11 protein-coding genes are annotated in these 13665 nt (G+C 41.7%); 8 read left to right on the plus strand and 3 right to left on the minus strand.

What is annotated here, in order from left to right; all coding sequences use genetic code 11:
- The first annotated feature begins 154 nt into the window (after positions 1 to 154).
- The gene (locus FXV91_RS00665) at positions 155 to 1627 is read left to right on the plus strand and encodes a flippase (RefSeq protein ID WP_229387342.1); all 1473 of its coding nucleotides are present in this window, start codon (positions 155 to 157) and stop codon (positions 1625 to 1627) included.
- A gap of 287 nt (positions 1628 to 1914) precedes the next feature.
- Here FXV91_RS00665 and FXV91_RS00670 read toward each other — a convergent pair whose 3' ends face one another.
- Positions 1915 to 2865 (minus strand): NAD-dependent epimerase/dehydratase family protein, encoded by a 951-nt coding sequence (locus FXV91_RS00670; RefSeq protein WP_229387343.1) that lies wholly within the window; start codon positions 2863 to 2865, stop codon positions 1915 to 1917.
- 194 nt (positions 2866 to 3059) lie between these two features.
- On the opposite strand from FXV91_RS00670, the gene galU reads away from it, so the two are divergent.
- The gene (gene galU / locus FXV91_RS00675; RefSeq protein WP_255679830.1) at positions 3060 to 3968 is read left to right on the plus strand and encodes a UTP--glucose-1-phosphate uridylyltransferase GalU; all 909 of its coding nucleotides are present in this window, start codon (positions 3060 to 3062) and stop codon (positions 3966 to 3968) included.
- Between the two features lie 104 nt (positions 3969 to 4072).
- Here the strand turns inward: galU and FXV91_RS00680 are convergent, their stop codons facing one another.
- Positions 4073 to 5356 carry a UDP-glucose/GDP-mannose dehydrogenase family protein gene (locus FXV91_RS00680; protein ID WP_229387344.1) on the minus strand — a complete coding sequence of 428 codons (1284 nt, stop codon included), beginning with the start codon at positions 5354 to 5356 and terminating at the stop codon, positions 4073 to 4075.
- A gap of 250 nt (positions 5357 to 5606) precedes the next feature.
- Between FXV91_RS00680 and FXV91_RS00685 the strand changes: the two genes are divergently transcribed.
- From FXV91_RS00685 to FXV91_RS00710, 6 genes are all read left to right on the plus strand, one after another.
- Positions 5607 to 5888, plus strand: coding sequence for a hypothetical protein (locus FXV91_RS00685; RefSeq protein WP_229388547.1), 282 nt, complete (start codon positions 5607 to 5609; stop codon positions 5886 to 5888).
- Positions 5889 to 6464: 576 nt separating this feature from the next.
- A complete protein-coding gene (locus tag FXV91_RS00690) occupies positions 6465 to 7547 on the plus strand; it encodes a DUF354 domain-containing protein (RefSeq protein WP_345945464.1) in 1083 nt (360 codons plus the stop codon).
- On the plus strand, positions 7531 to 8580 hold the full coding sequence (locus FXV91_RS00695; protein WP_229387346.1) for a polysaccharide deacetylase family protein: 1050 nt from the start codon (positions 7531 to 7533) through the stop codon (positions 8578 to 8580). The genes FXV91_RS00690 and FXV91_RS00695 overlap by 17 nt, the downstream gene beginning before the upstream one ends.
- Positions 8581 to 8602: 22 nt before the next feature.
- Entirely contained in the window at positions 8603 to 9496 is an 894-nt protein-coding gene (locus FXV91_RS00700; protein WP_229388549.1) for a glycosyltransferase, read from the plus strand.
- A 45-nt stretch (positions 9497 to 9541) separates the two neighbouring features.
- On the plus strand, positions 9542 to 10756 hold the full coding sequence (locus tag FXV91_RS00705) for a glycosyltransferase family 4 protein (protein WP_229387347.1): 1215 nt from the start codon (positions 9542 to 9544) through the stop codon (positions 10754 to 10756).
- Positions 10757 to 10833: 77 nt separating this feature from the next.
- A complete protein-coding gene (locus FXV91_RS00710; RefSeq protein WP_229387348.1) occupies positions 10834 to 11841 on the plus strand; it encodes a GNAT family N-acetyltransferase in 1008 nt (335 codons plus the stop codon).
- Positions 11842 to 12196: 355 nt separating this feature from the next.
- On the opposite strand, the gene FXV91_RS00715 is transcribed toward FXV91_RS00710, so the two are convergent.
- Positions 12197 to 13654, minus strand: coding sequence for a lipopolysaccharide biosynthesis protein (locus FXV91_RS00715; protein ID WP_229387349.1), 1458 nt, complete (start codon positions 13652 to 13654; stop codon positions 12197 to 12199).
- Positions 13655 to 13665 lie beyond the last annotated feature (11 nt).

A 13665-nucleotide genomic window follows, 5' to 3' on the forward strand; every position in this document is an offset into this window, starting at 1 on the left:
AACCTGAACCGGATTATGAATATTGTTCAAAAGGATTTATATATCAAGCATTAATTAATGATCTGGACCATGCTACGAAAGGAATTTTCGCGCGACTATTTTCATAATTTTCTTTAAATAAAAACGAAAAAGAGGCAGTTCTTTTTAAGGTGATATGATGTCATATCAAAAATTTGCAAGGGATGTTGGCTTTATTGGGACGGTTCAGATACTTACAAGCCTGAGCACCTTCTTTTTATTGCCCATTATCACAAAAACCCTTGGAGCATACGATTACGGACTCTGGGCACAGATCAATATTACAGTATCTTTAATTTCCTCTCTTGCACTTATGGGGCTTTCAATGAGTTTCGTTAGATTCTTATCTTCCGAGACCGATACGAAAAAAATAAGGGAAGCCGTGTACTCAATCCTTTTCTTTGTTACAGTATCGGGTTTTCTAGCTTCATTCATGTTATACTTGTTTGCAGAACCACTTGCAACTTTCGGTTTTAAGGACCCTGGAGCAACTTATTTCGTACAGGCAGGCTCCCTTTTAATTCTTCTGAATGTAATTGAGTCTGTATCCCTTTTTTATTTCAGGGTTTTCAGGCAAATTCAGAAATTCTCTTACTTTACTCTTTTTGAGACCTTTGGAAAACTGTTATTTATACTGATCTTCCTTAAAATGGGGTACGGACTTCTTGGAGTAATAACTGCCACTCTAATGATTCAGGGTCTGATTTTTTTAATCTCCCTTATTACCATAGTTTCACAGATAGGGTTTGTTATCCCCCGGTTTACTTACATCAGAGAGTACCTGCAGTTTTCTCTGCCGTTAACTCCGAATGCACTTATTAGATGGGTTACGGAATCAAGCGACAGATACATGGTTACTTATTTTCTTGGTCTCGGCAGTGTGGGTGTCTACTCTGCAGCGTGTTCAATCGGAAACCTTATCCAGCTTTTTGTAAGCCCTCTCCAGCTTATTCTTCTTCCCGAACTCTCAAAGTTATTTGATGAGAATAAGCTGGACGAGGTAAGAATCTACATGTCTCATTCTCTGAGGTACTTCCTTATTATCGCCATCCCCGCAGTCTTCGGGCTTTCAGCCCTTGCAAAACCGTTGCTTGGGGTTCTTACCACTCAGGACTTCATTTCTGGCTGGTTTGTGATCCCTATTATTGCTTTTGCCGGGCTTCTTGCAGGAATATTCCAGATTTTTGTCAATACAATGTTCCTTATAAAAGAGACGAGGTCTGCTACCTATATTAACATCATTGCCGCAGTTTCAAACGTGCTGATCAATCTTATTCTCATACCATCAGTCGGCATTATCGGTGCTGCTCTTTCAACTCTCGTCTCTTACTTTTTGATGGCTGTGTTTTGTATTCACATGTCTCTGAAGCATTTTAAACTTGATTTTTATTTTCTGGACATTGCAAAAAGTATTCTGTCATCAATATCTATGTACTTCTTTATCTCCAGCTTTGCTATCTCAGGCATACTTGAGCTTTTCGAAGCAATAGGGGCAGGCACGTTTATTTATCTGGTTGTGATGCTTCTTGTGGGCGGCTTTACAGACCATGAAATGTCTTTAATAAAAAGGTATTTATTCAGGTCAAAGGTGAACCCGAGCAGCAAATAATCAGTCCTGTGTTCTCTGCAGTGGGTAGTATAAATTAGCGCTATTTTCGGCTTTTGAATAAATCATCGGTCTGTTATTCCCAGTGCTTGCAGACCTTTTAATCGCTCCTCTTTCTACATTCATGTTGTTTTTTTCACTTTACGAAGCAAGTTCTCTGGAATTTTAAAAAGGATCATTTCTCTACTTATTTTCTGTATATCTCCTGGATATTTATATAAAAAAATTGAGTTAAGGGGAGTTGAACCGGATATTATTCTCGAAAATGCTATTGTCTTCGGATACAAATCTTATTTTCCGGCAATCAGTACCCTTGCTGTATCTCTTATGCTTTTCTCTGAGGTATAAGCAGTTCTCCATCCCATAGATTTTAATTTTTCAATATCTAGTCTCATCCTTGGCACATCCCCTTTCCATCCCCTGCTCCCGCCGGTATATGCGAACTCTACTTCAGAAAGCCCCATCTCTTCCGTGACGACTTTTCCTATCCCTGTAGCACTGATAGTGTCTTCGGACCCGATATTGAATATATTTACTTCTTCTTTGCTTTCCTCTATTGCAAAAATGATTGCATCAACACATTCCGATACGTGAAGGTATGATTTTTCCTGCTTTCCGTCCCCTAGAATCTCGAGCTTGCAGGGATCTTCTTTCAGCTTCTTTATGAAATCAACGGTAATTCCATGCGTGCTGCGGGGCCCGACAATATTTGCAAACCGGAAAATCCACGCCTGCATGTCGAAGGTATGTGAGTATGAAGTGATGAGAGCTTCACAGGCAAGCTTTGAGGCACCATAGAGAGATATAGGGATAAGAGGCCCGTAACCCTCAGGAGTGGGCATAACGCTTGCTTCCCCGTAGACCGTAGACGTGGAGGTAAATGCAATTCTTTTTGCACTGCCTTTTCTCATAGCTTCGAGGAGGTTGTAGGTTGCCAGGATGTTCTGGTCAAAATGAACTCTCGTATCCGAAGCTCCAAGTTTGACGTCAGGGTTTGCGGCTACATGGTATACCATGTCAACATCCTTACAGACACTTTCTATAGCTTCAGGATCAAGAAGGTCTCCTTTTACAAGAAAGAAATCCGGGTTTTTAAGATGGTGTTCTATAAATTCCATCTTACCGGAACTCAGGTTGTCGAAAACAAGGACTCTGTTTCCTCTTTCCATCAGATGGTCGACAAGATGACTCCCGATGAAACCGGCCCCTCCGGTTACAAGTATTCTGTTCTTTGCAGGCATAAAGATCCTCAAATAATCTTCCTCTCCCTATTAATATTTTGCACTGTTTTCGGAAAATACTATGACTCCTTTCCTCTGCTCTATTGGTCTCTATACAGGAATAAAGGGAAAAATTAAAGAAATAGGGTGAAGAGTATTTTAACTCAGAAGAACATATCTTTACAGAATTTTTTCCATTCTTCGGAGTGTCTATCTTGAAAGTAAAAAAAGCAGTTATCCCTGCAGCAGGTCTAGGAACCCGGTTTCTTCCTGCCACCAAATCCATGCCAAAGGAAATGCTTCCGATCATTGACACACCTGTGATCCAGTATGTTGTAGAGGAAGCTATTGCTTCGGGAATCGAAGACATTATAATTATTACAGGCAGAGGCAAGAGAGCAATTGAGGATTACTTCGACGATTCTCCTGAACTTGAGATGCACCTTGCAAAAAAGCACAATGCGGAACTTCTTAAACTAGTTCGGGACGTTTCCTCTCTTGTTGATATCCATTATATTCGCCAGAAAGAGCCTAATGGGCTTGGAGACGCAGTTCTCAGGGCAGAGAACCATATCGGAGATGAGCCTTTTGCAGTCCTTCTCGGAGATGATATTATCGTCAATAATAAACCCTGCACTGCCCAGCTCATTGAGAATTTTGAGAAATATGGAAGGTCAACAATAGCAGTTGAAGAGGTGCCTTACGAAAAGCTGAGCAGCTACGGAATTATAAAGGGTAAGCCTCTTGATGATTCTCTATACGTGCTTGAAGACATAGTGGAAAAACCAGCACCTGAAGATGCTCCTTCCAATATAGGGGCAATCGGACGCTATGTCTTCACTCCGGAAATTTTTGATTGTATAAAGAAAGCCGGAACAGGTGTTGGAAGTGAGATACAGCTCACAGATGGTATCAGACTCCTGAATAAATCCCAGATGATCTACGCCTGCAGGTTTAAAGGAAAAAGGTTCGACACCGGAGACAGGCTTGGATACGTAAAGTGCATAGTGGATTTTGCCATTCAAAATGAAAACCTTAGAGATGATATATTTGAGTACCTGCGGGAAATCCTGGCAGTTGAAAAGGTTCCTGCAAAAAAGATTCCGGCAGAATTGAAAGAGTGAAGAATAAAAGAACCGGATAACAGAAGAAGCATCAGGTAAGGTCAGTTAAAGAAGAGATAATCCTAAGAATATGTGAAAAATGGGGGCAGTAAGCCTGCCGGTTTTCACCAGCAGAGTCCCTCATAGTCCACATCTTTCGCTTTAATTACCCGCCTTCCGTCAATGACAATTTTTCTTTTCATGCCCTTGAACTCGGAGTCGAGATTCCTGAATTCGTCCCATTCCGTCATCACAAGACAGGCTTCTGCATCTTTAAGCGCATCTGAGGCCTTATCAAAATATTCGATTGCAGGAAAGACCCGTTTCATGTTTTCTGCTGCCATGGGGTCATAAACCGAAACTCGGGCCCCAAGCCTGAGAAGTTCAGCAATGACAGGGATTGACCTTGATTCTCTTATATCGTCCGTTTCGTTTTTAAAGGCAAGGCCAAGGACTGCAATCTTTCTGCCCTCAGGGTTTCCTATTTTCTTCTGCAGAATTTCAGTCATAAAAAGGGGTTGCCTTTCATTTACGGCTATTACGGACTCAAGGAGCACAGGAGAGTATCCTATTGCTTTTGCTTTTCCTATAAGCGCTTTTACATCTTTGGGGAAACAGGATCCTCCAAAGCCTGCCCCTGAGTTCAGGAACTTCGGGGAAATCCTGAAATCCTTCCCTACAGCTTCCATAACCTCATAAGTATCGATCCCCAGCTTTTTGCAAATATTTCCTATTTCATTGGCGAAGGAGATCTTGGTTGCAAGCAGGGAGTTATTTGCGTATTTTATCATCTCTGCAGTTGCCGGACCTGTACGTGTGACCTCACATTCAAAGGTCCGGTAGAGTTCCGAAACGAGGTCTCCAGATCGCCTGTCAATTGCCCCGATTACTATTTTATCAGGATTCATGAAGTCCTGGACTGCTTTTCCTTCCCTCAAGAATTCCGGGTTCATTGCGACACCGAAATCTCTTCCGGCTTTCTTTCCTGATGCTTCCTCAAGGATCGGGAGGACAAATTTTTCTGTTGTTTCAGGAACTACAGTGCTTTTTACTACCACTACATGGTAGCCTTCTTTATTTGCCAGGACTGAGCCGATACTTGCTGCTGCCGCCCGGACAATTGAAAGGTCTATAGTCCCATCTTCTGCCGAAGGTGTTCCTACACAGATAAATGAAATATCGGTTTCATTGACTGCAAATTCATAATCAGTAGTCGCTATGAGCCTTTTTCCTGCATATTTTCGCAAAAGCTCTTCAAGTCCTTCTTCATAAATCGGGGGAATGCCTGCGTTTATCTGCTCCGTTTTTTTACTGTCAATATCTACACAGATGACTTCGTGTCCTACTTCTGCAAAGCAGGCTGCAGTAACTGAACCCACATATCCTGAACCTATAACAGAAACTTTCATAGTTTAATCCTCCTTCTCGGAAATTGAACAGGTAATCGATTCCAATTCTTATTTATTTTTTGATAGACTGTTTCTCTTTACAATTCCTGGTCTCTAAAAGTCCCCACTTTCAGGCTTTTATATACTTCTCCTTTTCGTGTCGGTTTGAATATTTATATAGTTTGACAGTTTATAGGTTTCTATAGTTATAATTTAGTACATGTTCTAACAATACCTTTACCGATAAGTTGGGGGATTTGTAGTGCTTTCAATGCTGCTCCTGGGTACAGAAGAGCTTACTCTGGGAACTAGTTTTCCCGGTTCAGGCATATGTTTTGTTTACACGGACTTTGGAATTCCTGGATATTACCGGATAACTGTTCTGGGATTAATTGTTCTTCTGGGGATGAAGGAAATGCTTCTGGTTTCCAGAAAAGAAGATCATTTTTCAATCGATTCTATTGATATGGGGATATACCCACTGTTGATATGTTTTGTTGCGAATTTCCTCTTTGCAGGCCTGGAAATTATTTTTACAGGGTTAACCCCCTAAACTCTTTAATTTTTTACTTTTTAGCTATTTTCTTTCGCTCTTCCAGAACAGGTTTTCCTGCTGAAATATTACGGAGTAATAACAGGTATTTATTTGTTTGTGAAGCTGAAATAATTGGAATTACCTGAATTTTTATTTTGTTACATACTTTAGTTCAGAATCTTAGTTTCCAAAACTATTTATTTACAAACTATTTATCTTCTAAGCATAATAGTATTTGTTAGTAATCCTATCAGAATCAAAAATTTAAGTTTAAGGAGGCGCTGTAATGGGGTGGGGCCATAGCCGAGGGGGTCGGAGCCGCCGTCATCCTGTTGTCAGCTCAGGGGACATTTAAGGATATTAAATCTAACAGTAGGGTTCGGAAAAAGGGACTTAGGAAGAACCAGGGTCCAGCTGACTGCTTCTCTGATATATGAAGTAGAAGACTCCCTGATTCTCGAAAATATCTTGCCTTATCTGTTTGAGGATTTGGCATTTAAATTCGTTTCTTACCTTCCTTTCTACCGTTTTCCCATAAGAAGAGCTGTTATTTTTTCCCTGGGTGTAGCATTTATAAGTGGGAATCAGTTAGGAGTGAAAATCTTGAGGGTCATTGTTGATATAGGGCATCCAGCCCACGTTCATTTTTTTAAAAATACTATATGGAGTCTTGAAAAAAAAGGACACCAGGTTATGGTTGTCTCAAGGGATAAAGATGTTGTAATAAAATTATTAGATGCCTATAAAATCCCGCATACAGTGTTAAGTACGGTTAAACAGGGCAAGGTCCACCTTTTTGAAGAACTGTTCATAAGAGAGTGTAAACTTTATAATATCGCCCGCCAGTTTAATCCAGATCTCATTATGGGCATTCTTTCTCCTCCTGTTGCTCATGTTGCCTGGGCACTGGGTAAAAAGTCCATAATTTTTAATGACACTGAACATGCAGAAATAGCTCAGAAAGCGACCTATCCGTTTTGTGACATTATCTGTACGCCTACATCCTTTAAAAATGATGCCGGAAAAAAGCAGATCAAGTACAGCGGTTATCATGAACTGGCATATCTTCATCCCGCCTATTTCTCTCCGAATCCTGAGGTCTTGCGGGAACTCGGTGTGGAGGTTGGCGAACCTTTCGTAATCCTGCGCTTTATTTCATGGGGAGCACACCATGATGTAGGACAGCATGGGATTAATAATAAGATTGCACTTATTCAGGAACTTGAAAAATTCGGGAAGGTCTTCATTTCTTCCGAAGGAAAACTGGCAGAAGAATTTGACCGGTATAGAATCCGAGTTCCCCCAGAAAAAATCCATAGCCTACTTTATTATGCTACACTATGTGTCGGTGAGGGAGCAACTATGGCTGTCGAAAGCGCAATCCTTGGAACCCCCTCTATATATGTCTCCTCTCTTGCGGGAACCATGGGAAACTTTTTGGAACTCGAGCAGAAATATAGTCTGCTTTTCAATTACAGCGATTCGGAAGCTGCCCTGATAAAGGCTGTAGAACTTCTCAAGGATCCTGGGCTTAAGAATACCTGGAGCTTCAAGAGAGATGTCCTTCTCAGGGATAAAATCAACGTAACAGAATTCATGGTAAGCCTCATAGAGGGGCTTCCTGGAAAAAAATCCGGGATTTCCGTATCCACGGTTTCGGATGAGAGCTATGCATGATTTACTGAAGCAAAAAGCGGAAGTATGGGATCTTTTTTCCCGAAAAGAAGAGTATTCGTCCGAAAAGCTCGATGACCACGGGCGCTTCCTTTTCGCTGAGAAAGATCTCAGAAATGCCTCTGAGCCTGAGGTCTCCAGATACCTGATAGAACAGGGGATGGAAGTTGAATTCCCGGAAAACAAAACTTTTGCTGTATGTTTAACCCATGATATGGATGATATTTATCCTCCTCTTTCCCACAGCCTTCTGTCCTCAGCCTGCTGCCTGAAAAGTATGGATTTCCGGGGTTCGGTAGCTCAGTTTCTCTGGAAGTTTCGGGGACCTGAGCACTCGCCTTACCTTAATTTTTCCGAAATCATGGATCTTGAGGCAGGTTTTGGAGCAAAGTCTTCTTTTTACTTCATTGCCAGCAGAGAAGACCCTAAAAGGTTCAGATATGACATAGAGGATGTAGAAAGCTATGTGGGGGAAGTTTCTGATAGAGGGTGGGAAGCTGGTCTGCATGGCGGTTACTATTCATATGACAACCCTGAAGCGTTAAAAAATGAGAAAGAAAGGCTCGAAAAAGTCCTGGGTAAAAAAGTCCTGGGTTTTCGCAACCATTACCTCAGGTTCAAAACTCCGGAAACCTGGGAACTGCTGGCAGATGCGGGTTTCGGCTACGATTCAACTTTTGGATACAGTGATTCCGTTGGCTTCAGAAACGGCATGTGCCACCCTTTCAGACCATATAACCTGAACAAAAACCGGGAGATAAACATCCTGGAAATTCCACTTACTGTAATGGATGTCGCTCTTTTCAAAGTTTCCAGGTCTTTTGAGGAATCCTGGAGATGCACAAAGGATCTGATAGATACAACAGCAAGGTTCAATGGAGTTATTACCCTGCTGTGGCATAATTTCGTTTTCGGGTGCAGCTTCCGAAAAGACTGGATTAAACTCTACGAAAAAGCATTGCAGTACTGTTCCGATAAAGGTGCATGGATGACAAGCGGAGAAGAGATTTACAGGTGGTGGGAGAATAAATTCTGATCCTAAAAGGAATTATCTGCTGATTACACCTGCAAGGAATGAAGAAGAAAACCTGCCTGATGTTTCCAAATCTGTAATAGGGCAGGAAGTAATACCTGCACTATGGATTATAGTGGACGATGGAAGTACGGATGAGACACCTCGCATTCTCGAAGAGCTGAAGGCAAAATACTCCTGGATTCGCAGCATAAGGCTCCCTCCAAGACCAAGGGATATAACCTTTCACTATAGCTATGTCTGCAAACAGGGATTTGATCATGCACTGGAATACTGCAGTGAAAATGGCATTGAATACGAATACATAGGCCTTCTTGATGCCGATACCGTACTGGAGGGAAACTATTTTGGAAAATTAATAGGTGAATTCGAAAAAGATTCCTCTGTAGGGATTGCAAGCGGAGGAGTTTACTATGATGTTGGCGGTAAGCTTTCACGAGAAGTGTCAGATAAAAATCTGCCCCGAGGTACAGGAAGGCTCTGGAGAAAATCCTGTTTCTTCGAGACTGAAGGCTATCAAGTGGAACCTTCCCCTGATTCCATCTCCAATACTAAAGCCCTCCTTCGGGGCTGGCAGCTAAGGCAGTATGCAGACGTGATTGAAGTCCAGAAACGAAAAACGAGCGCAGGAGAGGGGCTCTGGAAGGGATATGTCAAAAACGGCTGGATGGCTTATTACGTGGACAAAAACCTGCCTATGGTACTGTTTAATACGCTTTATCATTCCCTGAAGTCTCCACATTACACAGGAATTGCATATCTCTACGGATATCTCAATTCGGCCATTAAAAGGGAGAAAAAAATTAAGGATAAGGAAATAAAAGCTTATTACAAAAACCAGAATATGGGGCTGCTATTTTCCAGAGTTTCGGGAGTTTTAAGCCGCAACTCTACAGATACCAGGCAGGAAGAAGAATGAATACTCTAAAATATTTTATGAGAGTTATGTATTATAGGTGACGTTATGAAGGTTCTCTTTCTGGACATAGTGTGGCCTCTTTACCTGGCTGATGGTTCGCTTATCCACAGGCATGAGCTTGTAAGCAACCTGGCAGGGCTAGACAACGAAATCCATATCTTCACTACTGATATCTCCACACTTTCGCACATGGACAATATCCGCTGCCATTATATACGCCCTGGAAGCCTGCTTACCCTCACAATCAATTATTTCCGGAGCTCTGCACGTCTGGTCGGTTCCGAAACTTTTGATGTGCTCTATACAAGAAATCCTAATTTCGGTTTCCTTGCCGGGCTTTTCTGCAGAGGCAGGTGCAAAGCGCTGGTTTATGAATTAAATGGAATCCCTGAGGATGAAAGCAGCCTTATCAAATCCAGATTCAGTAAAGAGAACTCTTTGCAGGGGGGAAAAATGATAAATTTATTCCGGTATTTTTCTTCTGCAAAAGCCAGGTTAAAGGTTTCGGTTCTGAAAAAAGCTCTTGGTCTTTCGGATAAGATAATCGCAGTAACGCCTGGGATAAAAGCGAATATCGAGAGTGCTTACAACATTCCTGGAAAAAAAATAACCGTGGTATCCAACGGAGCAAATACCTCCCTGTTCAAACCTCTCGGGCAGGGTGAATGCAGAAATGATCTTGGGCTTGACCCGGAAACTCCTTATATCTGTTTTGTGGGAAACCTTGCTCCCTGGCAGGGAGTCGAATATCTGGTAAAGGCAGCTCCCTCAATACTTTCCGGATTCCCTGAGTGCCGTTTCCTTATTGTCGGCGACGGGGTTATGAAAAATGAGCTGCTTAACCTTTCAAGAGAACTAGGGGTTGCAGACAGATTTATTTTTACAGGCGTGGTTGCCTACGATCGCGTGCCTGCGTACATCAATGCAAGCGATATCTGTGCTGCTCCCTTTATCCTTGCAAGAAACGCAAAAATCGGACTCTCCCCTCTGAAATTATATGAGTATATGGCCTGCGGAAAGCCAGTTGTTGCAAGTGCGATCAGCGGGGTTGCCGATGTACTCGAGGCTTCGGAAGGAGGAATTCCTGTCTCTCCGGAAAACCCGGAGACCCTTGCAGAAGCTATCTCAAAACTGCTTGAAAATCAGGAATTGAGAGCGAAAATGGGCTCAAAAGGTTTAAGTTATGTTACTGAAAATTACAGCTGGCACAGTGTTGCTAAACAGGTAGACGGGGTCTGTAAATCAGGACTCAAGGGCTGAATGCCCGGAACCTGTCTTTCTACTACTACTATAATTTATCAAAGCTACGAATTAGTGTCTGTCAAACGGGGCTTAAAATGGACGAAATTGAAGTCAGAGAATTATTGCCATCTGAATACAAAGAATGGGATCTGCTTGTGGAAAAAGCTCAACCCGGTACGCTCTTTCACACAAGTGACTGGCTGGAAATCTGCAGGGACGTCCTTTCCAGAGACTTAAAGATTTATGGTTGTTTCAGAAACGGTGAGCTTGTGGGCGGATGCCCCATTTTCATTAAGAACATTAAAGGCATGCTGAAAATAGCATCTTCGACCTGCAATATGACTGACTATTGCGGCCCCCTTATAAAAGAGGGAGCCAGCTCTAAAGCCAGCAAACGTATGCAGGACACGCATGAGATTCTAGGGGCTCTCAGGGAATTCCTCTGCAAGCAGGGATTCGATAGCATTCATCTAACACTCGCCCCAGGGCTCGAGGATGTAAGACCTTTTACCTGGAAAGGGTGGGATTCGAGTGTGCGCTATACCCACCACCTGAAACTTAACGAAAACGTAGACAGTAACCTCTCAAGGAAAATCCGGAGAGAACTTAAGAGCGCAGAAGAGGCAGGGCTTAAAACGAAAGTCTCGAACGATCCTGAAACCTACCACCGCCTGCTTTCCCTTGTCTATGAGAAACAAAATCTGGAACCCCCTCTTCCAAAAGAATTCTTTGAAAGGGTATTTAAGTTAATCCAGGAGAAAGATGTTGGTTACATGTTTGTCTCAGAAACTCCTGAAGGAGAAGCAGTTGCAGCCCACCTTAACCTGTACGGTAAGAAATGCGCAATTACCTGGTCCTCAGCCCTGAACCCTGAATTTGGCAGAATGGGTCCCAATGCACTTCTGTATTATAATGAGTTCCTTGGCCTGAAGTCCAGAAATTTCGAATATATGAACGTAATGGCAGCAAACATCCCAAGATTTACGGACTTTATCATGGGTTTTTCCCCGGAGCTTGTCCCTTATTATACAGTAACCCTGCGCAGCAAGAAGTATTCCCTCGCCAGGACATTATACCAGATTACACATGAAGAGACTGAATGATTGGAAAACAGGGAGCTTACTTACAGAAAGCCGGGTTAATTAAAAAGATTTAAAAAAACCGAAATCGGGATCTTTTCCGAAATCGGAATTTAATTATTTCTTGTGTAAAGGCCTGTATTGTGTTTCCACAAGCTTATGAAAATTATTCTTTTTCCCACACTTTCTTTTTTCTCAGGTCTCTTTTTCTCAAACTTCTTTTTTTCAGATTTCTTTTTCTCAAACTTCTTTTTTTCAGATTTCTTTTCTTAAGTCTCTTTTTTTCAGGTCTTTCTTTCTTAAAGGTTTCGTAGAGGTTCTTAAGGCGGTTAACTTATACTTGATTCTATTTTCTGAGAAGGAGATTTATTTTTCCTTTTCAGCTTCTATTTTTTACGTTTATAATAAAGGCTGAGAACATTTTTCTGAACATAGGATCGTCGTGAAGGGTTATTGCGTAATATATGCCTGTTAAGACCACGGCTGCAAATAGTATTATGTAAAAGTTTGAAAAAATCATTTCTATAATAATTAATGGAGCTGAAACGACGAGGCCTATTGTCGCATATCTTACAAGAGTCCCAATGCTTTCTTTCTTGCTAATTCCTGCAAGACCCAGCAGGTATGCATTGTTCCAGAGCCAGAACACGATTCCTGTAAAACTGTACAGGGCAAGAGCGAACTCAGGGCCTCCATAAGTTCCCCCTATGAGCAGTGCTACTACTCTTGAGACAAGGAGAACTATACTGAAGATGAGCCAGACTGTCTGTTTTTCAAATACATTGTAGAGAGTTGAGATCGGTGAAGAAAGAAAGACAAGGAATATCCAGGGTACAAGGATCCTTACATATGTACCCGAAATACCCCACTCTTCCCCGAAAGCAAATGTGAAGATCTGTTCCCCGAGAATTATCAGGAGTATCATAGGGAAGAGTCCTATTGAAATAAGCTTTTTATAAACCTCTCCAACTATAACCTTCATATCTCCTTCTCCATTCCCGTTCTTAACTTCGCTTACTTTCTGGAAAAAGACCTGTCCTATAGCACTACCGACAATTCCCATTGGCAGGTTTACAACCTGGTTTGCAAGTGAAAAATGCCCTACAACCGATGTACTATAGAAATATGCGAGCAAAAAGGCAGGAACCTGTGGAGAAATAGTATTTGCGATCGATGACCAGGAACTGAATAACGGAAATTTTTTGTATTGAATAGCTACCTCTTTCATTCTTTTTATTGAGACCTTTTTGAAAATCTGAATATCTTTTTTTATGCCTTTGAGCATGAAAAGGTCTGCAAATAAATATCCTGCAATGAAGCCTCCTATCAGGCCTAATGGGGTAATACTCCATTTCCCAAACCCTATTTGAAATGCCTTTGACGTTAAGGTATTCGAAACTCTGGATCCTGCAATGACTCCGAACCGGGTTTTTCTTGAAAGCCAGTAGTTTTGCACAAAAAACATTCCGTTAAGGAATATTATCAGTGGAAGGAGAGGTAAGTATTTTGAAACTCCAGGAGTGTTAAAAATATTAATATCTTCCGGAATAAATAAGATTGCGATGCCTGTCAGTAAGGATACAACAGTTACCAGTACTGTGCATACAGAGGCAACATTTGCAGCGTCCTCCTCTGTTTTTGGCAGCATGATCGCAAATTGATACGAAAAAGTAGAAACTATCACAAGTATACCTGAAATTGACATGAATATCTGAAAAATCCCAAAATCAGATGGATTATAAATTCTTGTGACTATGGGTATGAGAAGTATGCCCAGAATCTGTGCAGTAACACTTCCTGATACAAGCTTTAGTACATTCGTTATAAAGTTCGACATGGGGTTTCCAA

The organism is Methanosarcina sp. DH2 (genome assembly GCF_020804225.1).
Lineage (GTDB): Archaea > Halobacteriota > Methanosarcinia > Methanosarcinales > Methanosarcinaceae > Methanosarcina.

What these genes read in the sequence shown, in the direction of transcription:
- FXV91_RS00685 (WP_229388547.1), top strand. Translation starts at nt 5,607, where the DNA reads ATGCTGCTCCTGGGTACAGAAGAGCTTACTCTGGGAACTAGTTTTCCC.
- FXV91_RS00680 (WP_229387344.1), bottom strand. Translation starts at nt 5,356, where the DNA reads ATGAAAGTTTCTGTTATAGGTTCAGGATATGTGGGTTCAGTTACTGCA.
- FXV91_RS00695 (WP_229387346.1), top strand. Translation starts at nt 7,531, where the DNA reads ATGAGAGCTATGCATGATTTACTGAAGCAAAAAGCGGAAGTATGGGAT.
- FXV91_RS00705 (WP_229387347.1), top strand. Translation starts at nt 9,542, where the DNA reads ATGAAGGTTCTCTTTCTGGACATAGTGTGGCCTCTTTACCTGGCTGAT.
- FXV91_RS00715 (WP_229387349.1), bottom strand. Translation starts at nt 13,654, where the DNA reads ATGTCGAACTTTATAACGAATGTACTAAAGCTTGTATCAGGAAGTGTT.
- FXV91_RS00665 (WP_229387342.1), top strand. Translation starts at nt 155, where the DNA reads ATGATGTCATATCAAAAATTTGCAAGGGATGTTGGCTTTATTGGGACG.
- FXV91_RS00710 (WP_229387348.1), top strand. Translation starts at nt 10,834, where the DNA reads ATGGACGAAATTGAAGTCAGAGAATTATTGCCATCTGAATACAAAGAA.
- FXV91_RS00670 (WP_229387343.1), bottom strand. Translation starts at nt 2,865, where the DNA reads ATGCCTGCAAAGAACAGAATACTTGTAACCGGAGGGGCCGGTTTCATC.